General features: G+C 72.4%; 22 protein-coding genes and 1 tRNA gene. 14 read left to right on the top strand and 9 right to left on the bottom strand.

All coding sequences use genetic code 11. The features are described from left to right. Positions 1–92: 92 nt before the first annotated feature. Complete coding sequence (locus ABTX60_RS32790) at positions 93–1,355, top strand: peptidoglycan-binding protein (RefSeq protein ID WP_352100642.1); 1,263 nt, start codon at positions 93–95, stop codon at positions 1,353–1,355. A 27-nt stretch (positions 1,356–1,382) separates the two neighbouring features. After that, on the top strand, positions 1,383–1,937 hold the full coding sequence (gene cpt / locus ABTX60_RS32785; RefSeq protein WP_352100641.1) for a chloramphenicol phosphotransferase CPT: 555 nt from the start codon (positions 1,383–1,385) through the stop codon (positions 1,935–1,937). Between the two features lie 28 nt (positions 1,938–1,965). On the opposite strand, the gene ABTX60_RS32780 is transcribed toward cpt, so the two are convergent. Both ABTX60_RS32780 and ABTX60_RS32775 read right to left on the bottom strand, forming a co-directional pair. Beyond that, positions 1,966–2,625 carry an HAD-IA family hydrolase gene (locus ABTX60_RS32780; RefSeq protein ID WP_352100640.1) on the bottom strand — a complete coding sequence of 220 codons (660 nt, stop codon included), beginning with the start codon at positions 2,623–2,625 and terminating at the stop codon, positions 1,966–1,968. A gap of 207 nt (positions 2,626–2,832) precedes the next feature. Then, entirely contained in the window at positions 2,833–3,414 is a 582-nt protein-coding gene (locus tag ABTX60_RS32775; RefSeq protein ID WP_352100639.1) for a TMEM165/GDT1 family protein, read from the bottom strand. Between the two features lie 391 nt (positions 3,415–3,805). Between ABTX60_RS32775 and ABTX60_RS32770 the strand changes: the two genes are divergently transcribed. The 6 genes from ABTX60_RS32770 to ABTX60_RS32745 all read left to right on the top strand — a co-directional run bounded on the left by ABTX60_RS32770 (position 3,806) and on the right by ABTX60_RS32745 (position 11,193). Next, on the top strand, positions 3,806–4,450 hold the full coding sequence (locus ABTX60_RS32770; RefSeq protein WP_352100638.1) for an HNH endonuclease family protein: 645 nt from the start codon (positions 3,806–3,808) through the stop codon (positions 4,448–4,450). 78 nt (positions 4,451–4,528) lie between these two features. After that, positions 4,529–6,163, top strand: coding sequence for an alkaline phosphatase D family protein (locus tag ABTX60_RS32765; RefSeq protein WP_352100637.1), 1,635 nt, complete (start codon positions 4,529–4,531; stop codon positions 6,161–6,163). Positions 6,164–6,433: 270 nt separating this feature from the next. Beyond that, positions 6,434–8,359 carry an FAD/NAD(P)-binding protein gene (locus ABTX60_RS32760; RefSeq protein WP_352100636.1) on the top strand — a complete coding sequence of 642 codons (1,926 nt, stop codon included), beginning with the start codon at positions 6,434–6,436 and terminating at the stop codon, positions 8,357–8,359. An 83-nt stretch (positions 8,360–8,442) separates the two neighbouring features. After that, positions 8,443–8,895, top strand: a complete 453-nt coding sequence (locus ABTX60_RS32755; RefSeq protein ID WP_352100635.1) for a DoxX family protein — start codon at positions 8,443–8,445, stop codon at positions 8,893–8,895. 284 nt (positions 8,896–9,179) lie between these two features. Beyond that, a complete protein-coding gene (locus ABTX60_RS32750; protein WP_352100634.1) occupies positions 9,180–9,776 on the top strand; it encodes a DedA family protein in 597 nt (198 codons plus the stop codon). 130 nt (positions 9,777–9,906) lie between these two features. Continuing rightward, a complete protein-coding gene (locus ABTX60_RS32745; RefSeq protein ID WP_352100633.1) occupies positions 9,907–11,193 on the top strand; it encodes a phosphatase PAP2 family protein in 1,287 nt (428 codons plus the stop codon). A 161-nt stretch (positions 11,194–11,354) separates the two neighbouring features. On the opposite strand, the gene ABTX60_RS32740 is transcribed toward ABTX60_RS32745, so the two are convergent. Continuing rightward, positions 11,355–11,609: a DUF2277 domain-containing protein gene (locus ABTX60_RS32740; RefSeq protein ID WP_352100632.1), complete on the bottom strand. Its 255-nt coding sequence runs from the start codon at positions 11,607–11,609 to the stop codon at positions 11,355–11,357. 102 nt (positions 11,610–11,711) lie between these two features. Here ABTX60_RS32740 and ABTX60_RS32735 point away from each other — a divergent pair, with 102 nt between their 5' ends. Further along, complete coding sequence (locus ABTX60_RS32735) at positions 11,712–12,608, top strand: ketopantoate reductase family protein (protein ID WP_352100631.1); 897 nt, start codon at positions 11,712–11,714, stop codon at positions 12,606–12,608. Between the two features lie 51 nt (positions 12,609–12,659). Further along, complete coding sequence (locus ABTX60_RS32730) at positions 12,660–13,013, top strand: DUF8825 domain-containing protein (protein WP_352100630.1); 354 nt, start codon at positions 12,660–12,662, stop codon at positions 13,011–13,013. Positions 13,014–13,055: 42 nt separating this feature from the next. Here ABTX60_RS32730 and ABTX60_RS32725 read toward each other — a convergent pair whose 3' ends face one another. Then, the gene (locus tag ABTX60_RS32725; RefSeq protein ID WP_352100629.1) at positions 13,056–13,727 is read right to left on the bottom strand and encodes a DUF305 domain-containing protein; all 672 of its coding nucleotides are present in this window, start codon (positions 13,725–13,727) and stop codon (positions 13,056–13,058) included. A gap of 97 nt (positions 13,728–13,824) precedes the next feature. Then, a complete protein-coding gene (locus ABTX60_RS32720; protein WP_352100628.1) occupies positions 13,825–14,253 on the bottom strand; it encodes a DUF6153 family protein in 429 nt (142 codons plus the stop codon). A gap of 178 nt (positions 14,254–14,431) precedes the next feature. Here ABTX60_RS32720 and ABTX60_RS32715 point away from each other — a divergent pair, with 178 nt between their 5' ends. After that, positions 14,432–14,983, top strand: a complete 552-nt coding sequence (locus ABTX60_RS32715; RefSeq protein WP_352100627.1) for a hypothetical protein — start codon at positions 14,432–14,434, stop codon at positions 14,981–14,983. 79 nt (positions 14,984–15,062) lie between these two features. Here the strand turns inward: ABTX60_RS32715 and ABTX60_RS32710 are convergent. Next, positions 15,063–15,134: transfer RNA gene (locus tag ABTX60_RS32710), tRNA-Val, on the bottom strand. Between the two features lie 211 nt (positions 15,135–15,345). Between ABTX60_RS32710 and ABTX60_RS32705 the strand changes: the two genes are divergently transcribed. Together ABTX60_RS32705 and ABTX60_RS32700 are read left to right on the top strand one after the other, a co-directional pair. Then, positions 15,346–16,173 carry a DUF4097 family beta strand repeat-containing protein gene (locus ABTX60_RS32705; RefSeq protein WP_352100626.1) on the top strand — a complete coding sequence of 276 codons (828 nt, stop codon included), beginning with the start codon at positions 15,346–15,348 and terminating at the stop codon, positions 16,171–16,173. Positions 16,174–16,247: 74 nt separating this feature from the next. Continuing rightward, positions 16,248–17,651 (top strand): hypothetical protein, encoded by a 1,404-nt coding sequence (locus tag ABTX60_RS32700; protein ID WP_352100625.1) that lies wholly within the window; start codon positions 16,248–16,250, stop codon positions 17,649–17,651. A gap of 19 nt (positions 17,652–17,670) precedes the next feature. Here ABTX60_RS32700 and ABTX60_RS32695 read toward each other — a convergent pair whose 3' ends face one another. From ABTX60_RS32695 to ABTX60_RS32685, 3 genes are all read right to left on the bottom strand, one after another. Next, positions 17,671–18,843: an amidase domain-containing protein gene (locus tag ABTX60_RS32695; RefSeq protein WP_352100624.1), complete on the bottom strand. Its 1,173-nt coding sequence runs from the start codon at positions 18,841–18,843 to the stop codon at positions 17,671–17,673. 107 nt (positions 18,844–18,950) lie between these two features. Then, on the bottom strand, positions 18,951–20,228 hold the full coding sequence (locus ABTX60_RS32690; RefSeq protein ID WP_352100623.1) for a polysaccharide deacetylase family protein: 1,278 nt from the start codon (positions 20,226–20,228) through the stop codon (positions 18,951–18,953). A gap of 60 nt (positions 20,229–20,288) precedes the next feature. Next, a complete protein-coding gene (locus ABTX60_RS32685; RefSeq protein WP_352100678.1) occupies positions 20,289–22,442 on the bottom strand; it encodes a transglycosylase domain-containing protein in 2,154 nt (717 codons plus the stop codon). Positions 22,443–22,691: 249 nt separating this feature from the next. Between ABTX60_RS32685 and ABTX60_RS32680 the strand changes: the two genes are divergently transcribed. Further along, entirely contained in the window at positions 22,692–22,916 is a 225-nt protein-coding gene (locus ABTX60_RS32680; protein ID WP_104780813.1) for an FmdB family zinc ribbon protein, read from the top strand. Positions 22,917–22,939 lie beyond the last annotated feature (23 nt).

Genomic DNA, 22,939 nt, shown 5'->3' with positions numbered 1-22,939 from the left:
CCTTTTGGAAGCCGCGCTTCCGGGGGCTCCTCGACCGCACTGTGGAGAAGATCTGGATAATCTCTGGAGTTCGCGAGGGGAGGGAGGAACGCGTGGAACCGCCGAACGGCCACCCGTGCCCGGAGTGCGGCGCGCCCAGACAGCGGGACAACACCCCTGCCTGCGCCTGCACACACCGAGTCGCCGAGGCCCTGCACGACGCCCGCACGGCCCAGGCGGCGGCAGCGGAGGACTTCGACCCGCTGCGGATCCGCCCGTACGTGGAGATCGACCCCGCCACGAGGACGACGCCGGTCGTGCCCCCGGGCGACGCGGCCGAGGACACCACCAGCGCCCCCCACACGGACGGCGGCTCCGGGCCCCGCCCCGCCGAGGCATCGCCTGCCCAGGGCCGCGGGCCGACGGCCGAAGGAGCCGCGCCCCGGCACGCGGGGACGGGCACCGCCCCTACGTCCCCGCACACGGCGACGGGCGTCACCGCCTCGCCGGAGCACGGGGAGCCGGAGCCCGCCGGGAGTGCCGCCACTGCGCCCTCCCCCGCCGGCGTCACGATGCCCTTGCGCCCGGTCGACCCGGACGCGACCGCCGTGCTTCCGGCCGCCACCGTCTCGATGGGCCCGACGCCCCCGGCCCCCGCCCCGACCGAACCGAGCGTCACCGACCTGCGCCTGTTCGACGGCGTGGGGAGGGCGGAGCGCGGCGCGGCAGACCGGGGCGGGAGCGGTGCGCGAAGGTCCGGGCGACGGCGGCGCACCCTGCTGCTCGCCACCGCCGGTGCCTGTGCCGCCGTCGTCGCGGCGGCCGGGTACGCGAGTGGGCTGTTCTCCTACGAGAGCCCCTCCCGGGACACCGCGCTGCCGGACGGCATCCGCGCGAGTGTGCCGGACGCCCCGTCCAGCAGCGCGGCGTCCACGCTCCCGGAGGGCAGCGCCCCGGCGGCTCCCCCGGCCCCGGCGGCGCCCCGGCCTTCGCCGTCCCGGACGGGGAGCCCGTCCGCCTCGCCGTCGCCGTCCGCGCCGAGCGCCTCGGCGAGCCCGTCGCAGTCGCCCTCCCCGTCGGCATCACAGCCGTCGGCCACGGCGACCGGCGCCGAGCAGGCGCCCCCGGACAACTCCCGCCAGAAGGCCGGCCCCACCGTCCTGCGCCTCGGTGACAGCGGCCCGGAGGTCACCGAACTCCAGTTCCGCCTGCGCCAGTTGTACCTCTACGACGACGACACCGACGGCGCCTACGACGACCGCCTCCAAGAAGCGGTCCGCACCTACCAGTGGTCACGCGGCATCCAGACCGACGACCTCGGCGTCTACGACCGGGAGACACGGGCCAAGCTGGAGTCGGAAACCCGGGAGCCGTGACCGGCCCGGGCGTCCTACCGTGACGCCGTGACTACTCAGGTGATCGTTCTCAACGGCGGTTCGAGCTCGGGCAAGTCCGGGATCGTCCGGTGCCTGCAACAGGTTCTGCCCGATCCGTGGCCGGCCTTCGGTGTCGACTCGTTCGTCGACGCGCTGCCCGCGAGGCTGCGGGACTCGGACGGCGGGATCACGTTCGCGGCGGACGGCGGCGTGAGCGTGGGCGCGGAGTTCCGGGCTCTGGACGCGGCCTGGACCGAGGGGATCGCCGCCATGGCCCGCGCCGGCGCCGGGATCATCGTCGACGACGTCTTCCTCGGCGGCCCGGCGTCCCGGCAGCGCTGGGAGAAGGTCCTGTCCGGTCTCACCGTGCTGTGGGTGGGCGTTCGGTGTGACAGCGAGGTCGCCGCGGGGCGCGAGATCGCCCGGGGAGACCGGGTGCGGGGCATGGCCGCGTCACAGGCACGCGTGGTGCACGAGGGCATGAGCTACGACGTGGAGGTGGACACGACACACACCGAGTCCCTGGAGTGCGCGCGCGTGATCGCTGCCCATGTGATGCGCTCGCCTTCTCCCTCCGGGTGAGCCGGGCGGTGACACGGGCAGCCGGAGCTCACCCGATGTGCAGGCGGATCGTCCCGTCGCCCGCGGGCTCCACCCGCACCCGCGTGAGGTCCTCGACCACCACGTCCGGCTCGTGGGCCGCAGCCCGGGGACCAATGCCGACCACCGTCATCCCGGCGGCGCGACCGGCCGCTATACCGGCTCCGGAGTCCTCGAACACCACACAGTCGGCGGGGGCGATCCCCAGCTCGGCGGCGCCCTTCAGGAAGCCCTCCGGGTCGGGCTTGCTCGCCCCGACGGACTCCGCCGTCACCCGCACCACGGGCAGTTCCAGACCGGCCGCGGCCATCCGTGCCGTCGAGAGCGGCACGTCGGCGGAGGTCACCAGCGCGTGCGGCAGACCCCGCAGCGAGGCCAGGAACTCCGGCGCCCCGGGGATCGCGACGACACCGTCGGTGTCGGCCGTCTCCTCGGCGAGCATCCGGGCGTTGTCGGCGTGGTTCTGCTCCATCGGCCGCTCGGGCAGCAGCAGCGCCATGGAGGCGTAGCCCTGCCGGCCGTGCACGACCTTCATGACCTCGTCCCCGTCCAGCCCGTGTCGCTCGGCCCAGCGCCGCCAGATCCGCTCGACCGAGGCGTCGGAGTTGACGAGGGTGCCGTCCATGTCCAGAAGGAGGGCGCGGGCGGTGAGCACGGCGGTGGCCGTCATCGGCAGCTCCAAGGCTCGGGCGCGTTCCAGCGCGGGAGAGGGGCTGAGGACGGATCGCGACCGGCACGCCCCGGGGGGACAAGGCGGCCCCGCCCGCCGGTCAGGGAAAACGGGCGGAGGCCACTTTGTTTCTCCACGATACAAAACAAGCCGGGCTTTGCGCCAGGGCCCCCACCGGACATTCACGCCCCGTTCAGCCCGCCCGGGTCATCCGGTCACGGCCTCCCACAGGCTCCACAGCCCGAGCGCCAGCATCACCAGCGCCGCGATCTGCGTGATCAGCCGCAGCGGCACCTTCTTCATCAGGGCCTTCCCACCGACGATGCCGATCCCGGCCACGGCCCACAGCGCGAGCACCGCACCCAGGCCGACGGAGAGCGGGTCGTCGTAGCGGGCGGCCAGGTTCGCCGTCATGATCTGGGTGAGATCACCGAACTCGGCGACCAGGATGAGCATGAAGCCGGCGCCCGAGACCTTCCAGAAGGACTGGTTCTCCGGCCTGCGGACCTCCTCCTCGTCCTCGCTCTTCTTCAGCAGCAGCACCGCGGCCCCGCCCAGGAAGAGCACGCCCGTGAGGGCCTGCACGATCTGCTGCGGCAGCAGCGTCAGCACACTGCCGGCCGCGACGGCGAGCGCGACGTGCAGCGCGAAGGCGGCGGCGACCCCGGCGAAGACGTAGGAGGCGCGGTAGCGGGTGCCGAGGACGAGCCCGGCGAGGGCGGTCTTGTCCGGGAGTTCCGCGAGGAAGACGACGCCGAAGACGACGGCCGTCACGGTCAGGCTGATCAAGGGTTCCTCAATCGGTCGGGGCTGCCCCACCGAGAGTGCTGGACCTTCGCACGCGACACCTCGGCACGGCAGCACATCGGTACCCGTGCCGGGGGACGGCACGGGCGTGCACTGCTCTGCCGAAGGTCTCGCTGGCAGGTCCGGGAAAGGACCGGCCTCCGGGCGCCGGCTCAGGCGGGCTGAGCAGTATGTCGACGGTCCGGCGAAGAGCTACTCCCCTTCTGCGCCGTCCATGGTACGGGACTCGCCCGGAGTGAAAAGTTCCGCCTCGAATCTTGTCATGTCATGGCCGCGTCACTAACTTCTCACCGGACGCACATCTGTGCGTCACACGGCAGCGCGAGCATTCCCTCGCTCGCAAGCCACACCCCCCTCTCCCCAGGGAGTTCGCATGCCCAGGTTCTACGCGCGTCGACGACTGAGCGTCGCCGCGGCGGCCACCGCGCTCATATCCTCCGTGGCCCTGTTCAGCGCCCCCACGGCCTCCGCCGCCCTCCCCACCCCCGTGAGCGGCGCCACCGCCCGCACCTACCTGGCCTCGCTCACCGTGGCGACCGAGGACCGCACCGGCTACAACCGCGACCTCTTCCCGCACTGGATCACCCAGTCCGGCGCCTGCAACACCCGCGAGGTCGTCCTCGAGCGCGACGGCACCAACGTCCAGCAGGACTCCTCCTGCGCCGCCACCAGCGGCAGCTGGTACTCCGTCTACGACGGCGCCACCTGGACCGCCGCCTCCGACCTGGACATCGACCACCTGGTCCCGCTGGCCGAGGCCTGGGACTCCGGCGCCGGCTCCTGGACGACGTCACGCCGCCAGGCGTTCGCCAACGACCTCACCCGCCCGCAGCTCATCGCGGTCACCGACAACGTCAACCAGGCCAAGGGCGACCAGGACCCGGCCACCTGGATGCCGTCCCGGACGGCGTACCGCTGCACCTACGTCCGCGCCTGGGTGCAGGTGAAGTACTACTACGGCCTCTCCGTCGACTCGGCCGAGAAGTCCGCGCTGCAGAACTACCTCGCGAGCTGCTGACACGCTGATGTCGTGTCGGGACCTCCCCGCCGGCCTCCGTCGCTGCGTACCGTACGGGGCGACGGAAAGGGGAACGACATGAGCGCACTGCGCCTCGGACCGCTGCTGAGGTACACCGACGGCTCGTCCGCCACCGTGTGGGTCGAGACGAGCCGTCCGTGCACCGCCGAGGTGCGGTGCGCCGACGGCGCCGGCGGCACGGCCCGCAGCTTCCAGATCGCGGGCCACCACTACGCGCTGGTCCCGGTGACGGGCCTCACGGCCGGTACGACCACGACCTACGAGGTGCTCCTCGACGGCACCCGGGTGTGGCCGCTGCCCGGCTCCCCCTTCCCGCCCTCGGCGATCCACGCGCCCGGCCCGGAGGGCGCCCTCGACGTGGCCTTCGGCTCCTGCCGCTGGGCCTCCCCGCCGGCGGGCGGCGACGATCCCGTCGGCCCGGACGCCCTGGACGCCCTCGCCACCCGTTTGGCGGCCGACCCCGACGGCGAGCGGCCGCACGTCCTGCTGCTGCTCGGCGACCAGGTGTACGCCGACGAGACCTCCGACTCGACGCAGCGCTGGATTGCGGGCCGCCGCGACCTGAAGGAGGGGCCGGGCAGCGGAGTCGCCGACTACGAGGAGTACACCCACCTCTACTACGAGTCGTGGCTCGACCCGCGCATCCGCTGGCTGTTGTCCACCGTGCCCAGTTTCATGATCTTCGACGACCACGACGTGATCGACGACTGGAACACCTCCGCCTCCTGGCTCACCGACATGCGCTCCACCGGCTGGTGGCAGGAGCGGCTGCTGAGCGGCCTGATGTCGTACTGGGTCCACCAGCACCTGGGCAACCTCTCCCTGGAGGAGCTGGCGGCCGACCCGGTGTACGAGGAGGTGTGCAAGACCCCCGACGGCACCGACGTACTGCGCGCCTTCGCCTCCCGGGCCGACGCCGACGCGGCCACGGTCCGCTGGAGCTACCGGCGCGACTTCGGGCGGGTACGCCTGGTGATGGTGGACAGCAGGGCCGCCCGGGTCCTCGCCGAGGACGAGCGCGCGATGCTCGACCCGGGCGAGGAGGCCTGGCTGCGCGAGCAGGTGCGGGACACCGAGTCCTACGACCACCTCCTGATCGGCACCTCGCTGCCCTGGCTGCTGCCGCACCTGGTGCACGACGCCGAGGGGTGGAACGCGGCGCTGTGCGGCGGCGAACGCGGCGAGCGCTGGGCGCGGTTCGGGGAGAAGGTGCGGCGCGCCGCGGACCTGGAGCACTGGTCGGCGTTCCCCGAGTCCTTCGCGCGGCTGGCGGAGCTGATCGCCGAGGCGGGCTCGGGGCCGGACGCGCCGGCGACGGTGTGCGTACTGTCCGGGGACGTGCACCACGCCTACATCGCCGAGCCCACGTGGCCCGGCCGGAGCCCGGACGCCCGGGTCGTGCAGCTCGTCTGCTCCCCCGTCCACAACTCGGTGCCGCTGTCGATGCGGCTGGCCTTCCGCATCGGCTGGAGCGCGATGGCGCGGAGCCTCGGCCGCGCCCTGGCCCGGCACGGCCGGCTCCCGAGCCCGCCGGTCGGCTGGCGCAAGACGGGCGGCCCCTGGTTCGGCAACCAGCTCATGACCCTCACCCTGCGCGGCCGCTCCGCCCGGCTGCGACTGGAGCACGCCAAGGCCCGCGAGGGGGCCGGACCCCGCCTGACGACGTTGCTGGATTCGGAGCTTGCCCCGTAACCCGACCGTTCCACCCCTTTGTCGCGCTGTGCTCGGGATGTCCCACGATGCTCGTGAGGCATCCCACAGCGACCGTCAATCCTTCCCCACGAACCCCGGTGTCCCTCCCCGGCGACGGCATGATGAGGCGGACCGTCCGCTTCCTGCCCGGCGGACCGCCGAACGCGCCCCCCACGCCCGGGAGTCCCACCCTTGTCTGCGTCGCACGAGGAAACCCAGGAAACCGAGGAAAGCCCGGAAAGCCCGGAAAGCCCGGAAACGCAGGAATCCGTGCCGGTCTCGGGTCCCGGACCGGCCACGGGACCCGCGGGCGTCTCCGTCGCCCTGGTCGGCGCCGGGCCGCGCGGCACCAGCGTCCTGGAACGCCTGTGCGCCTCCGCTCCGGAACTCCTGCCGCCCGGCGTCCGGCTGACGGTCCACGTGATCGACCCGGACCCGCCCGGCCCCGGCCGCGTCTGGCGCACCGCCCAGTCGCCCGAGCTGCTGATGAACACCGTGGCCTGCCAGGTGACCCTGTTCACCGACGACAGCGTGGACTGCTCGGGCCCGATCCGCCCGGGTCCGAGCCTGCACGAGTGGGCGGGCGGCGGGCTGGGCCCGGACGAGTACCCGACCCGGGCCGACTACGGCCGCTACCTGGAGTGGGTGTTCGCCGAGGTGGTACGGCAAGCGCCGCCGTCCGTACGGGTCGAGACCCACCGGGCGCGCGCCGTGCGCCTCGAAGACGCCCCCGGCGACCGCCAGGCCCTCACCCTCGACGACGGCCGCACCCTGGCCGGCCTGTCCGCGGTGGTGCTGGCCCAGGGGCATCTGCCGAGGACCGCCGGCCCGGATCTGCTGCGGTACGCGGCCCACGCGGCGCGGCACGGCCTGCGTCACGTCCCGCCGGCCAACCCGGCCGATGTCGACCTGTCCTCCGTCCCCCCGGGCGAGCCCGTGCTGCTGCGCGGCCTCGGCCTCAACTTCTTCGACCACACGGCCCTGCTGACGACCGGCCGGGGCGGCCGTTTCGTACGGGACGCCGAGGGCCTGCGGTATCTGCCCTCCGGCCGTGAGCCGCGGCTCTTCGCCGGTTCCCGGCGGGGCGTCCCGTACCAAGCACGCGGCGACAACGCGAAGGGGCCGTACGGCCGGCACGTCCCGCTCGTCCTCACCCCGGAGGTGATCGCCGGGTTCCGCAAGCGCGCGGACTCCGGGGAGGCGCCCGACTTCCTGGCGGAGATATGGCCGTTGGTGGCGAAGGAGGTCGAGACGGTCTACTACGGCACGCTGATCCGGCGGGCCGCGGCGGATGCGGGGCGCGAGCGGGAGTTCACCGACCGCTTCCTCGCTCTCCCGCACGGCGATCCCCAGGAGGCGGCGCTGCCGACGGAGTTCGGGGTGCCGGACGCCGACCGGTGGAGCTGGGAGCGGATCTCCCGCCCGTACACCGGGCGGGACTTCGGGCATCGCGGCGCGTGGGACGACTGGCTGCTGTCGTATCTGCGCGAGGACGCCGCGCAGGCCGCCCTGGGCAATGTGCGCGGTCCGTTGAAGGCGGCGCTGGACGTGCTGCGCGACCTGCGCAACGAATTGCGGCTGATCGTCGACCACGGAGGCCTGGCCGGCGCCTCCCGCCGGGACCACCTCGACCGCTGGTACACCCCGCTCAACGCGTTCCTGTCCATCGGCCCGCCGCGCCGCCGCATCGAGGAGCTCGCGGCGCTGGTGGAAGCGGGGGTGGTGCGGGTGCTCGGGCCGCGGATGCGGGTGACGGACGAGGACGGGGGCTGGGTGGCGCACTCCCCCGACGTGCCGGGGTCGGCCGTGCGTGTGAGAACCCTCATAGAGGCCCGGCTGCCGGAGCCGGACCTGCGGCACACCGCCGACGCCCTTCTGGCCGGCCTGTTGCGCAGCGGGCAGTGCCGCCCGCACTCCATCGACGGTTATGAGACAGGGGGGTTGGACGTCACGCCCCGCCCCTATCGTCTGATGGATCGTCAAGGAGTTGCACACACAAGGCGGTTCGCGTTCGGTGTGCCGACAGAAGGCGTGCACTGGGTGACCGCCGCGGGGGCTCGGCCAGGGGTGGATTCGGTCACGCTTTCGGACGCGGACGCGGTGGCCAGAGCCGTTCTACGTGCGGCTGAGCCCGGGATCGACCCCTCGCCGGAGGCAAAGCATTGGCCAAATGTTGAACTTGCAAGCATCAATTAGGCGCACCTAACGTGGGCTACTCCGCGGTATCCGTCCCCGACCGGCCTCCCCAGCGCCGGCCAACCGAAGGAGAGACCCCCCACATGACCGCTCGCCTCAACGGCGCCCAGCCGTACGCGCTCGGACTGTTCCGGATCGTCATCGGCCTGCTGTTCGCCTGTCACGGCGCCGTGGCGCTCTTCGGTGTCCTCGGCGGCGTGGACGGCAAGGGCGGCACCGCAGCGACCGGCGCCTGGCCCAACTGGTACGCGGCCGTGATCGAACTCGTCGGCGGCATCCTGGTGCTGCTGGGCCTCGGCACCCGCATCGCGGCGTTCATCTCGTCCGGCGCGATGGCGTACGCGTACTTCAAGGTCCACCAGCCGGAGGGCCTGTGGCCCATCGAGAACAACGGCGAGGGCGCGGCCATGTACTGCTGGGCCATGTTCCTGCTGATCTTCACCGGCTCCGGCGCGTTCGGTGTGGACCGGCTGCTGGCCAAGCGCACCTCGACGCAGGAGCAGCGCTCTGCGGGCCAGACCCCGGTGGCCGCCTGAGCCGCCCGGGCCCCCGGAAACGACGGCGGCGCCTTCCCCTCGAGGGAAGGCGCCGTTCTGTCTGCGGTGCCCGCCGCCGGGCAAGGTGGACAACATGCCTACGTATATCGACACATCTGGACAAGCCGAGGCGAGGTGAACAGTCCGCACCGAACGTATGAGCCCCCCGTGAACCGCCCGTCACACCCCAGGCGTACGCTCTATGGCTGTCATGGCCACTCCTGCCGCTCCCCCCGCGCCATCGCGGCACGGTCTGGCCCACGGGGGATTCACGGGGAGTCGCGGTGCTGGAGCAAGTGGGGTTGCCGATCGGCAGCCCGTGGATCTACGCGGTGGTGGCCTTGTCCGTCCTGCTCGACGTGTTCCTGCCGGTGCTGCCCAGCGGTGTCCTGGTGATCACGGCGGCCACGGCGGCGGCAGCGGGCACCGCGACCGACGTGCCCGACATCCTCGCCCTGACCCTCTGCGCGGCCACCGCCTCCGTCCTGGGTGACCTGGCCGCCTACCGTCTCGCCTGGCGCGGCGGCGCCCGCCTGGACCGGGCGATCTCCCGCTCCCGGCGGCTGACCAGCGCCCAGGAACGTCTCGGCGCGGCCCTCGCCCGGGGCGGGGGCGCCCTCGTCGTCGTCGCCCGATTCGCTCCCGCGGGCCGCTCGGTGGTCTCCCTCGGCGCGGGCGCCGCCCACCGCCGCGCCCGTGACTTCCTGCCCTGGTCGGCGCTGGCCGGCTTCACCTGGGCCGTTTACAGCGTCGCCCTCGGCTACTTCGGCGCCCACTGGCTGGGGGCGACCTGGCTGGCGACGGCGGTGTCGGTGGGGGCGCTGTTCGGCGCCGGGGCAGGGGCGGCGTATCTGATGCGGCGGGAACCGCGGACGTCGTAGTCCGGGCTCCGGCTCACCCACCCCCGACCACCACGACCTGGAAGCGGCTGAGACATTGACGACGACGGCGTCGCGGGAAGCCTCCCGAACGGAACGGATCACCTCCGCCGCGAGGCGGCACCCACGGGCGATGCTGTGGGCCGCGGCGGGCGTGATCACTCTCGGGTTCCTCGTCGCCCTCCAGATCACCGCCCACCACTTCGGCATGCCGGGACCGATCACCGCGCAGGCACGCGAGGTGGTCTACGCCCCCAAGTCCGGGTTCCTGCTGTACGCCAGCCTCGCTCTGACGATGGTGGTGCTCACCTGGCGGCAACGGCTCGTCGCCCTCGGCACCGCGATCGGCATCGATCTCGTGTTCCTGCTGGTCCGCTGGGCGACCGGCACCTACCCCGACGAGGGCCACCCGTTCGGCAACGGCGCGCTGTGGGTGATCCTGGGCCTCGGGGTCATCGCCCTCATCCGTCGCACGGGCCCGGAACGCGTCCTGCTGCTGAAGGGCGTGGGGCTGGGCCTGCTGCTGGTGACCGGCCGCAAGACCGGGGACACCTGGCTGCTGATCACGTCGAAGACCCGGCCGCTCGTACTCGACCCGTACATCGCCATGGCCGATCACGCGCTGGGCAACCCGTCGTGGCTGGCGGGCCGGCTCCTCAGGGCGAGCGGCCCGGTCGGCGAGCACGCCCTCGACTACGTCTACGCCCAGCTCGCGGTGGCCGCGGTGTGTGTGGCGCTGTACCAGCTGCGCAACGTGGCGGCCGAGCAGCGCTTCCCGCGGCACCACCTGGTGCGCACCTTCCTGCTGATCGGCGTGCTCGGGCCGGCCGTCTACATGATCTACCCCGTGGTCGGGCCGATGTTCGCCTACGGCCCCGAGGGCGGGCACTGGGCGGTGGCCGACCTGTGGCCCGACACGCTGCCGCCGGTCACCACCCCGTACGCCGTGCCGTTCGACGGGATCACCCCGCGCAACTGCATGCCCAGCCTGCACACGGCGTGGGCCACCACGATCTTCATCCACTCCCGCCGGGGACCGCGCGCGCTGCGTCTCGCCGGCACCTTCTGGCTGATCGCCACCCTCGCCGCCACGCTGGGATTCGGCTGGCACTACGGCGTGGACCTCATAGCCGGCGTGGTGTTCGCGTACACGGTGGAGACGGCGCTGCGCACGTACGACCGCGGCTGGGACCGGGCCGGTCTCCGGCTGGTCGGCTACGGGACGGTCGTCTTCGCCGTGCTGCTCGCCACCTACCGTTTCCTGCCGCTGGAGATGGCCGCGTACCCGTGGCTCTTCGCGCCCCTGCTCCTGCTGGCGATGGCCTCGGTGGTCCACGGCTACCGGCGGACCACCAGGCTGTGGGAGGCGAACTCCGTCCCGGCGCCACGCCCGGAACCGCAGCCCGAACCGGCGGTCTGAGGCGCAGGGCCCGACGAGCTCACCTCCCGGGCACGCCTCCGGCCACCTCACCTCCGGGGCACGCGTCCGGCCACCTCGCCTCCCGCGCCCCGAGTCCGGGCGGCTCGCCGGCCGCCCCCGGGACCGGGCGGCTCAACCTCCCGCCCCCGGGACCGGCCGGCTCAACCTCCCGCCCCCGGGACCGGCCGGCTCGCCTTCCGCGCCCCGGCCCCGCGGACCTCCAGGCCGTCCAGCAACTCGGCCGTGGCCTGCGCGATCGTCTCGACGGCGCGGTCGAACACCTCCTGGTTGTGAGCGGCGGGGGCGCGGAAACCCGAGACCTTCCGCACGTACTGCAGGGCGGCAGCGCGCACATCCGCCTCGGTGGCCTCTTCGGGCATCGCGGGCGGGCGCAGCGTCTTGATACTCCGGCACATGCCCTCAGTCTCACCCTTTCGGCCCTCCTACGACAGGGCGACCTGCCATGATCGCAGCGAGGCGGCCACCATCCCGGGGCCGACCGACGAGAGGAACTCCTCGTGACGAACGAACTCACCGTGGCCGTTCTTGGCCCCGGCGGCGTGGGCGGTCTGCTCGCCGCCCTGCTCTCCCGCACCGGCCACCGTGTGATCTGCCTGTCCGGCGAGAAGACCGCCGAGATCCTGCGCACCGACGGCATCCGGGTACGCAGCGCCCGCTTCGGCGACTTCACGGCCCGCGTCGAGGCCGACACCGAGCTGCGGGAGCCGGTCGACGCGTGCCTGGTCACCGTCAAGCACACGGCCCTGGACGCCGCCCTGGGCCGGGTCCCCGCGCCAGTGCTGTCCGACGGCCTCCTCGTGCCGTTCCTGAACGGCGTCGAACACCCGGCGGCCCTGCGCGCCCGCTACCGGCCCGACCGGGTGGCCCCCGCAGTGATCCGCGTCGAGTCGACCCGTGTCGCTCCGGGCGTCGTCGAACACGGCAGCCCCTTCGCGGAGGTGGATCTGACCGGCACGGGCGTGCCCCGGCCCCGCCTGGCCGCCCTCGCCGAGACCTTCACCGCGGCCGGTCCGGCCACCGGCGTCCTGGAGGACGAGACGGCGGCCCTGTGGGCGAAGATGTCGTTCCTGGCGCCCTTCGCCCTGCTCACCACGCGCTACGGCCTCCCCCTCGGCGAGGTCCGCACCCGCCACCGCGACGAGCTGACCGCCCTGGTGGAGGAGACGGCCGCGATCAGCCGCGCGTGCGGCGGCCCGGCGGACCCGGCCCGGGCGCTCGCCCGGTACGACGCCTTCCCGCCGTCCATGAAGTCCTCGATGCAGCGCGACGCCGAGGCCGGCCGCCGCCTCGAACTGGACGCCATCGGCGGCGCGTTGCTGCGCGCGGCCGAGCGGCACGGGATTCCGGCTCCGGTGGCGGCCCGCGTGGTGGGTGAGCTGCACACGTTCGCGTGAACCCCAGGAAGGAACTCGCCTGCTAAATTCGAACAGGCGTATCATTGGGTCGTGGCTACGACCTATGACTTTCCGAGTGACCTCCTGGCCGGTCAGGAGGAACTCCATCAGGTCCGGGCCGAGCTGTCGGCCCTGCTGAAGCGGCTCCCGTGGTCGGTGGAGCCACTGGACGGCTTCAGCGACGACAACGGCTGGCGCAAGGTGGAACGGCCCGCCTCCCCCGGCTGGAGCGCGGACGAACAGGCCGAGGTGGAGAAGCTCCGCCGGCGGGAGCACGAGCTCGCGGTGTTCGTCAGCACCCACCGCTACTGGTCCGAGCTGACGGGCTCCGAGCGGGTCGCGGCCCGCTCGGAGCTGAAGCACGCGCACGAGGCTCCGCCGGAGGAGACCGGCGGAGCCTCGTGACGGGGCCCGGCTGTCAGCTCAGCTCATGCCCCCGCTCCCGCACTAGCCCTGGCTCTTGCTCCCGCTCTTGCCGAGGAGCTTGTTCATCTCACCGATCTCGGCCTTCTGAGCGGTGACGATGTCGTCGGCCATGCTCTTGGCCCGGCCGTAGCGGCCCTCGCTCTGCTCGGTCCGGGCCATCTCCACGGCCCCTTCGTGGTGCTCGACCATCAGGGTCAGGAACTGCACGTCGAAGGCCTTGCCCGTGAGCTTCTCCAGCGCGGCCATGTCCTCGGCGCCCATCATGCCGGGCATACCGGAGTGGCCGGACCCGGAGTGGTCCATACCGCCGCCGGAGGCCCCGGGGACGTCCTCGCCCCAGGTCTTCAGCCAGCCGGTCATGGTCCGGATCTCCGGATCCTGCGCCTTCTCGATCCGCCCCGCGAGGTCCTTGACCGTGTCCGAGGAGGCCCGGTCACCGGCCAGCCGCGCCATCTCCAGCGCCTGCCGGTGATGCGGGATCATGCCCTGCGCGAAGGCGACGTCCTGGGCGTTGTGGGATCCGGCGGACGACGGGGTCCCGGCCGGGCTGTGGCTTCCGGCGTCGCCGTGCCCGGCACCGCCGGCCGCACGGTCGGCACCGTCACCGCCACAGGCGGCGAGAACGACGGCCGCGGCACCCGTCGCCACCACCAGGGCGGCGCGGCGCGCGAGGGTCCGAATGGTGTTGCTCATGCGTGAACTCCTGCTTCTGCGAGGAACTGAGGATCGCGGACACGACGGAGGCATCACGCCGCCACCGGTCGGTACCGGCCGGCGTGACGCGTGGTGTCTAGATCCGCAGAAGCTGTAGTTCGGCCAGGGAAGGCGGGGCGCGGGCATCATCCGTATCCACGACCGCGTACGCCCGTACGGAGCTCTCCCCCACGCCCACGGGGACCGGGTCGGGGACCAGCGGGGGCAGCACCGGCCCCCCGCCCACGGCACCCGACGCACAGGTCGTGTCGGCGTGCTGGACGTGCCCACCGGCGCAGTGCCCGCAGCGCATGAGCTCGGTCCGGGGCATGTGGGCGCCGGGCGTGTGGGTCCGAGGCGTGTGGGACGGGAGCGCATCAGCCTGCCGCACGTGCGACGGCCCGGGCAGACCGCCCCCGGGCGCCAGCCCGTGCATCCCCAGCAGCCCCGCCAACAGCCCCAGCACGCACAGCACCTGGCACCGCCTCAGGGCGGGTCGGCACGTGCGCTCGCGGGGGCTGTTCACGAGCTCATCGTAGAGAAGGGCCCGGAGCCGTCGTCGACCCGGGGCGGACGCGCGTGCGGTCCGCCTGCGGCTGTGCGACCGCCCGTACCTCCATCAGGTGAACTCGTTCAGCCTTCTACAACCGCGTGGCTCCCCCGGTGGGTCGTACTCACGACACGAATGATCCCGAGGGGGACCCATGAGCCGGCAGTACCCACAGCAGCCCACCCAGCCCCACCCGCAGCAGCCCTTCCACGGCGCCCCGGCGCCCCAACCGCCGAAGAAGCGCGGCGCGGGCAAGATCGCGGGCCTGGGCTGCGCGGGCATCCTCGCCCTCTTCCTCATCGCCGCCGTCGCCACGGGCGGCGGAGGTGACGGCAGCGGCGACACCTCGAACAAGGACAAGGCCGTCGCCGCCGACGGCAAACCGGGGAAGGACAGCCCCGAGAAGGCCGGGCCGGCCGACGGGAAGTCCCAGGCCGAGCAGTTCCGGGACTGCGTCGCCGAGAACGGCACGGACACCGAGAAGGCCGCGGTCGAACACGTCACGAAGGTGACCGGCGCGGACAAGCGCAACGACATCCTGGACGCGGCGGAGGTGTTCACCGACTTCAGCGGCGGCCTGATGGGCCCCCACCAGGGCGAGGGCAAGCTCATCGCCTCGGCGTTCACCTCCTGCTACGAGTCGAAGAACGGCCTCGTCACCGTGTACGACAAGGACGGCGAACTCCTCGCCAACGCGAACTACTGATCCCCGCCGCCGGGGCGTGGCACGGGAAAGGCCCCCCGGGGACATCCCTGGAGGGCCTCTGCCGCAGAACTCCGTGCTGTGGGCGCGGACGGTTTCGAACCGCCGACATCCTGCTTGTAAGGCAGGCGCTCTACCCCTGAGCTACGCACCCGTATCCCGGGCCACGCCCAGGACGAGTCGACAGCCTACATTGCCCGGGGCACGGTCCCGCAAACCCGTATCGCGGGGCCGCGGCGGGTCCCAATGCCTGGGGTTAACCCCACCCCCGATCCGGGAGTGGCCCGGATCCCCCTGCGGGCCCCCGGCCCATACGGTCGTGGAGCGCCCCGACGCGCCCGTCGTCCGTCCAGGGGGAGACCGTCATGACCACTCGCACCGCCGCCGCCCGCGCCACCGCCCTCGCCGGTGCCGCCGTCGTGCTCGCCGCCGGGCTCAGCGCCTGCGGGGCGTCCGCCGGGGACGACAAGGACCCCGACCACCGGTCCTTCGGCCTCCAGGGCCACACCCTCACCGTCGACTCCGACGACTCCGCCCTGGACATCGTCGCCGCCGACGGGAATCCGTCGGGCAAGGTCGGGGTCACCCGCTGGTTCCAGGGCTCGGTCGCCATCGGCAAGACCCCCAGGGCCACCTGGTCCCTGCGGGACGACCGGCTGGTGCTGCGGCTGAAGTGCTCCGGCGTCGTCGTCGACTGCTCCGCCAAGCACCGCATCGAGGTGCCGCGCGGGATCACCGTGAAGGTCGGGGTCGGCGACGGCAGCGTGCGGGCCCGCGGCTTCCGCGACCCCCTGCACATCCGCACCGGCGACGGCTCCGTCCGCGTGCGGGACGCCACCGGCCCCGTCGAGCTGCGCACCGACGACGGTTCGATCCGGGTCAGCGAGACCACCGGTCCCCTGCGGATGCGCACCGGCGACGGATCCATCCGGGCGGACGTCTCCTCCCGTGACGTGCGCACCCGCACCGGTGACGGCTCGGTCCGCCTCGAACTCGGCGTCGTGCCGGACCGCGTGGAGTCCCGCAGCGGCGACGGCTCCGTGACCATCGCGGTGCCCCGGGCCGGCTACCGCGTGACCACCAAGACCGGCGACGGCGGGGTGGACGTGTCCGTACCCCGCGACGAGAGCAGCGCCCATGTGCTGTCCGCCCGGACCGGCGACGGCAAAGTGACGGTGCGAACGGCGAACTGACCGGGCCGTGTGTTCGTCCCTAACCGGTGGGAGAATGACACCGGGCAGGGTGGACCACAGCACGGGAGAGGGATGTGACGGCGACACCAGGACAGCCGGACTCGCCGTCGGTGCCGCGCGCACACCGCCCGCGTCGCACCGCCCCCCGCACGCCGGGCCGCCCGCTCCGGGACGCGCTCACCCTGATGTGGTTGCCGCTGGTGGCCGCGCTGGCGCTGCCCGCCGCCTTCGCGGGCGGGGGCACCCGGCGCTGGTTCGGCGGCCGCGCCGAGAACCAGCGGGCCGAGGCCCAGGCGGCGAAGGACGCCGCCGCCGCGGCGTTCTACGAGCTCGACACCGCCCAGCGCGACCTGCGCATCTCGATCGAGACGATCACCGCCGTCGACGACTCGCCCGCCGCCCGCCGCGCCGTGGCCGACTTCGACGCGCTCGGCCACCGCATCGACGAGGTCAGCCACCGCTACATCAACGCCGTCGACGCCCACGACCTCGACCGCGACGACCTGGAGGCCTCCGCCGCCGCCCGCGCCCGGACCGAGCTGACCGCGGCCAAGGAGGAACTCGGCCGGGTCAAACAGGAGCTGGACCGCTTCACCGACGGTCTCGGGCCCCTCCTCGGCAAGGCCGAGACCCAGCTGGCCCGTCTCGCCCCCGCGGTCGAACGGGCCCGCCAGGCCCTGCTCGCCGCCTCCGACGCCCTCGATTCCGTACGCGCCTCCGGGCTCAAGGCGGACGATCTGGCCGCCCGGCTCGCCGCCCTCTCGCCCGAGCTGACCAAGCTGAACCAGGGCGCCGGACAGCACGGCGTCCCGCAGACCCTGGAACGGGCCGCGCGGGTCACACGAGAGGCCGAGGCGGTCCGCGTGGAGGCCGAGCGGCTGCCGGAGCGGGCTGCCGAGATCGACCACCGCCTCGTCTCCCTGCGCACCCGCGCCCAGGCCCTCACCACCCGCTCCGAGCAGGTCGAACCGACCCTCAGCGAACTGCGCCGCCGCTTCACCGCGGCCTGCTGGCAGGATCTGCAGCACGTACCCGACGCCGCCGCGGAGAACGTCCGCCAGGCCGAGGCCAGACTGGCCGAGGCACGCGCCGCCCGCGGGGAACAGCGCTGGGCCGACGCGACGGCCCTGCTGTCGACCGTACGGGCGCTGCTGAACGGCACCGACGAGGCCGTCTCCGCCGCCGGCGACCGGCTGCACCGCCTGAACGCCGTGCAGAAGGACCCCCAGCAGGAGATCGACCGCACCCGTTTCGCCATCCGCGACGCCCAGCGCCTCGCCATGGCCGGCCGCAACACCCCCGACCCGCGCCACGCCCGCCCCCTGGACGACGCCGTGTCCCGCCTGGACCGTGCCGTCGCCGGTCTCGAGGGCCGCCACCCCGACTACTGGCACTTCCTCACGGAGACGGAAGCGGTCCGCCGGTCCGTCGCCCGCGTGGTCGGCGAGATCCGCGAAGAGCGAGGGGCCGGACACTGAGCCCGGCCCCCGCCCGTGCTCAGGTGCGGTAGGCGTAGTAGTACGCGTTCGGATACGACGCGACGAGGCTCGCCACCGACCTGCGGAGGGTGTTGTTGGAGTGGTAGGTCACGTACGGCACACCGCCGCTCTTGTACGTGACGATCATCGTGTGGTCCTTGGACCCGTCCCGGTCGAAGTCCATCTGGAGGACGTCACCGACCTCGAGCTGGAAGACGTTGGCGAGCGGCTGGGTCCGCTTGGAGTTCTGGGCGAACCAGGACCACTCGTTGACGCCGACGAAGGAGTCCGACTGGATGTCCGCGTTGCCGAACCACTTGGTGTAGTCGTACACGTAGCCGGGAGCGTGCTTCCAGCCGCCCGCCTTCAGCGACTGGCTGACGAAGTTGGTGCAGTCGCCGCCCGCGCCGTGCCCGCTGAAGTCCGGGTAGTCCTTGTTGTAGACGTTCCAGTACTTCTCTGCGTAGGCCGCCATGGCCTTGTAGTCGTACGTCGTGCCGCTCTTCGGGGCGGGAGCCGGGTTGCGGGTGGTCGCCGCTCGCGGGGCGTTCGGCGTGGTGTTGTCGGCGGCGGTGGTCGCCTTGACCGGGGCCGGCTTGGAGAGCGTGTTCACCGCGAGACCGCCCTGGTCGGTGTCGCGGATGCCGGTGAGCCGCCAGTCGCCCTGCCGGTCGGCCTTGAAGGTCAGTTCGTGCCGGGCCTGGAATCCGGTGGTCTTCGGCCCGTCGCCACGGGCCCCCGCGTAGGTCAGGGTCGTGGTCTCGGTGACATCGGCCTTGGCCGTACGTCCCGTCACCCGCGTGGCGTTCAGGGTGACGGTGGTGCTGGCCTTGCCGTACGTCTCGCCGGCCTTCGCCAGCCGCTCCTTGCGCTGCCCCAGCGCGGACAGGGTGGCGTCCTCGGTGCGTGCCGTGCCCGAGGACAGCGTGACGTCGCCGGAGAAGCCGTCGGTCAGCGGCTTGCCGGCGTCGGTCCGCCCGCCGTCGACCAGGGCGTTGGTGCGGTCGGTGAAGACCGCATCGGCCAGCCGCTGGAAGGTGGCCTTGGTCCGCGCGTCCACCGTCGGATCGTCGCTGACCGCCGCGCCTGCGCTCCAGTTGGGCAGCAGGGCGACGCCGGCGACGACCGAGGTCGCCGCCGCCCCGAGTATCGTGACGCGACGGCGCGTCCCGCTCAGTTTCCTTGATTTCACTGGTGTTTCCCCTCTTGCCCCGGCCGAAGGATGACCGGGGTAGGAGATCTTTGCATGGAGCGTGTGGCTGCTGTGAAGGGTGTTGCGCCGGTTACTTTCGGACCTGATCACTTCACGACCGTCGACCAGTCGGGCGACTGTGCCGGGTCCAGGCCGCGCAGTCGCTGCAGGGTCCCGGGCTTCTGCACGTCGAGCCAGTCGGCCAGTTCCCTGAAGGACACGCACTTGACGCCCTTCTTGGTGCACACGTCCTTGATGACCCGGTCGACGGCCCGCATGTAGATGCCGCCGTTCCAGTCCTCGAAGTGGTTGCCGACGAACAGCGGGGCCCGGCTGCCGTAGTACACGCGGTTGAAGCCGGCCATGTAGGAGGCGACGGTCTGCTCTTCCCACTCGGGGTAGTTCGCCGGGTCGCCCTCGGTCTCGCCCTCGGACTGGTTGTAGAGGAAGTTGAAGTCCATCGAGAGGCCCTGGTACTTGCCGCCCTCGTAGGGGAGCATCTGCAACGGGAAGTCCCAGATGCCGTTCTTCTTGGAGGGCCATATCTGGAAGTCGCCCGCGGAGCTGGCGTCGTAGCGCCACTTGTAGTCCTTGGCGGCCGTCAGCAGGTTCTTCTGGCCCTCCAGACAGGGCGCGCGGCCGCCCGTGACCTCCTTCCTGATGTCGAACGGCAGCGGGCCGAGGCCCTTGAGGCCGGTGTTGGTCTTCCACTTCTCCACGAAGCCGTAGAACTGGTCGATCTCGCTCTTCCACTCCGCGACGCTCCAGTCACCGCCGCCCTTCTTGCCGCAGAAGTGGCCGTTGAAGTGGGTGCCGATCTCGTTTCCGTCCTGCCAGGCCTTGCCGAGCTGCTCCAGTGTGGTGCGGATGTGCTCGTCGGTGGCGAAGCTGATCGCCGCCGAGCCCTTCGCGTGCTGGGGCGGCGTGTAGAGGTTCTTCTTGCTCTTGGGCAGGAGGTAGATGCCCGTGAGGAAGAAGGTCATGTGGGCGTCGTACTCCTCGGCCAGCTCCCGGTAGTGCGAGAAGAGCCCGTCGTCGCCCTGCAGCGCGCCGTCCCAGGAGAAGACCACGAACTGAGGCGGCTTCTCGCCCGGTTTGAGCGGCACCGGCTTCAGCTGCCCCCGCTGCGGGCCGGTGTAGGAGGTGGAACCGTCCCCGAGGACCTTCGTCCTGCCGTCCCACGGGAGCTCCTGGTCCGGCTTCGCGGCAGCCCCCTTGCCGGCCCCGGAGGAGGCGGTCGGGGTGGTGGTGTCCGAGCGGGTCAGCACCATGTAGCCCGCCACCAGGGACGCGACGACGAGGAGGGCCGCCAGGGTCAGCACCCCCGGGGGCACGGTGCGGCGGGGTGCGCGGGGTCGACGGCGGCGGCCGGACGGCGATTTCATGCGCGGCTCATTCTGCGAGGGGGGTGTGGCGGGGGGACGGAGCGGGGCCGGGCTCGGGGATCAGCCGATACCGCGGGCACCGGACCAGATGCGGTACGGGACGCTGTCGCCGGGAGAGCCCGCGATCCCGTCCAGCGGCAGGGGTTCGAGGCTCTTGGTGAGGTCGATGCGGTAGGCGACCACCGCCGTCGACACGGAGTTGGCCGTGCCGACGTACCAGGCGGCGGTGTCGTTCTGCGTGGTGCCGGCCTTCCCGGCCACCGTGGCGGTCGTGACCGCACCCGGGCGGGCGGTGCGGAAGGCGTCCGTGAGGGCGGACTGGACCGCCTCGGCCACGCTCGCCTTCACCGCACGGCGGGCCACGGGCTTCGTCAACGGGACCTCGGAGCCGTTGCGGGTGATCCGGGCCACCGAGTACGGCTCGACGTGCTTTCCGGCGGCGGCGAAGGTGGCGTAGCCGCTCGCCATGCGGATGGCGCTGGGCGTGGCACTGCCCAGGGACAGGGCGGGCACCTGCGGTCCGAAGCTGGAGGAGAGCAGGCCCGCCCGCTGGGCGGTGTCCCGCACCCTGTCCAGGCCGGTGTCCATGCCGAGCTGCATGAACGGCGTGTTGACCGACAGGGCGAGCGCCCGGCTCAGACTGATGCGCCCGTAGGACTTCCCGCCGTCGTTGCGGGAAGTGACCTGTTTGCCGCCACGGTCCCAGTAGGGGCCCTCGGGTGTCCGCACGGCGATGCCGTCGTCCCCGTCGTACAGCGTCTGCGGGGTGACCTCGGTGGCGGCGCCGTCACGGGTCCGGTGCACGCCGTTCTCCAGGGCCGCGGCGTAGACGAACGGCAGGAAGGCCGAACCGGCGGGCACAGTGGTCGCGTTCGACTCGTTGTAACCCTGCTTACGGTGGTCGGGGCCGCCGTGGACGGCGAGGATGCGCCCGTCGGCGGCCACCGAGGAGGCGCCGAAGTGCAGGGCCTTCGCCTTGGCCGGTTCGTCCTTGCGCGCCCGCTCGCGGGCCTTGTCCACGGCGTCGGTGAGCGCGGTCTCCTGCTTGCGGTCGAAGGTCGTGTAGATCTGGTAGCCGCCCAGGTCGAACTCCCTGGCCGTCAGGTGCGACGCCTTCTTGGCGTACTGGGCGGCCAGTTCCACGAGGTAGTCGCTCTGCTTGCCGGTGTCGTAACCGGGCGTCCGCTTCAGCGGCTCGGGGAACTCCTTGTACCGGGCCCGCTCGGACTTCGACAGGGCGCCGGTGTCGACCATGCGGTCGAGGATCCAGGACCAGCGCTCCACCGCCCGGGCGTGGTTGGCCTGGCTCACGGAGGGGTCGTAGAGCGAGGCGCCCTTGAGGAGGGAGGCGAGGAAGGCGGCCTCGCCGGCGTCGAGTTCGCCGACGTCCTTGCCGTAGTAGGCCTGGGCGGCACGCTGGATGCCGTAGGTGCCGCGGCCGAACCAGCTCGTGTTGAGGTAGCCCTCGAGGATGTCGTCCTTGCTCATCTCGTTGTCGAGCTTGAGGGCGAGCATCGCCTCGGTGAACTTGCGGCCGACGGAGCGGTCCTGGTTGAGGTAGACGTTCTTGACGTACTGCTGGGTGATCGTGGAGCCGCCCTGGGTCTCTCCCTCGCCGACGGTGCGCCACAGGGCGCGGCCGAGGCCGCTGAGGGATATGCCGGGGTCGCTGTAGAAGCTCGCGTTCTCCGCCGCCAGCACCGCGCCGCGGACGTCCTCGGGTATGTCCTTCAGCGGCATCGCCTGCCGCCGCACCCAGCCGGTGCGGGCCATGGGCGTCCCGTCGGACCAGAAGTAGACGTTGTCCTGCTGGGTGGCGTACGAGTTGAGGTTCTCCGGGATGTCGGTGGCGGCGTAGGCGGAGCCCAGCAGGACGACGCTCAGGCCGGTGACCGTCAGCACGGCACCGAGCCACTGCCGCGACGAGGGCGCCCAGCGGCGCCAGCCGGTGCGGTCGGCGTGCGGGTAACAGGGCCGCAGGCGGCGGGCTTCGGACACGACGCGGGCGGCGAGTCGCGCCGGCCCCGGGGCCGCGGCGGAGAGACGGGACAAGGGGGAGGCCCGGGGGGCCCTGCGCCGGCGCGGCCGGCCGGGACCGCTCCCGTCCGCGGCCGTACCGGAGGACGACTTGGCCTTGTCGGTCGCGCCCGCCTCGACGATGCGCAACATCATCGTCTCGTCCGCGTTCGTGGAAGCGGGGACCTTCAACTGCATGGTCTCGTCCGATTCCCGCCCAGCCTTGGACACGGCTGTCTCCCTCCCGCTCACCATGGTGCTCGCGCGGAAGGACATGGCTGCCGTGATCGACGGCAGCGAGCCCTTGCGTTCCCCCGCTTTTACGGCTCCTCGCGACGTTCGAAAGTTATCAGCGGCCTTTACAGGTCCTCCACACCGGTACGGCAACAGTGAGCAAACACATTCCCGGAAGGCCGTACTTCCGTCGGCGCGGATTAACCTGTCCCCATGCCTCGCTACGAGTACCGCTGCCGGACCTGCGGCGACACGTTCGAACTCAGCCGTCCCATGGCCGAGTCCTCCGACCCCGCGGCCTGCCCTTCCGGGCACGACGACACGGTGAAGCTCCTCTCCACGGTCGCGGTCGGCGGCTCCGCCTCCGCCCCGGCACCGGCGCCCCGCGCGGGCGGCGGCGGTGGGGGCGGCTGCTGCGGAGGCGGCTGCTGCGGCTGACGCGGCTGTCCGGGTTTCCTCAG

Source organism: Streptomyces sp. NPDC126510 (genome assembly GCF_040302345.1).
Classification (GTDB): Bacteria; Actinomycetota; Actinomycetes; order Streptomycetales; family Streptomycetaceae; genus Streptomyces.
The sequence above is the reverse complement of the archived record's forward strand: the minus strand, read 5'-3'. Positions and strand labels throughout refer to the sequence as shown.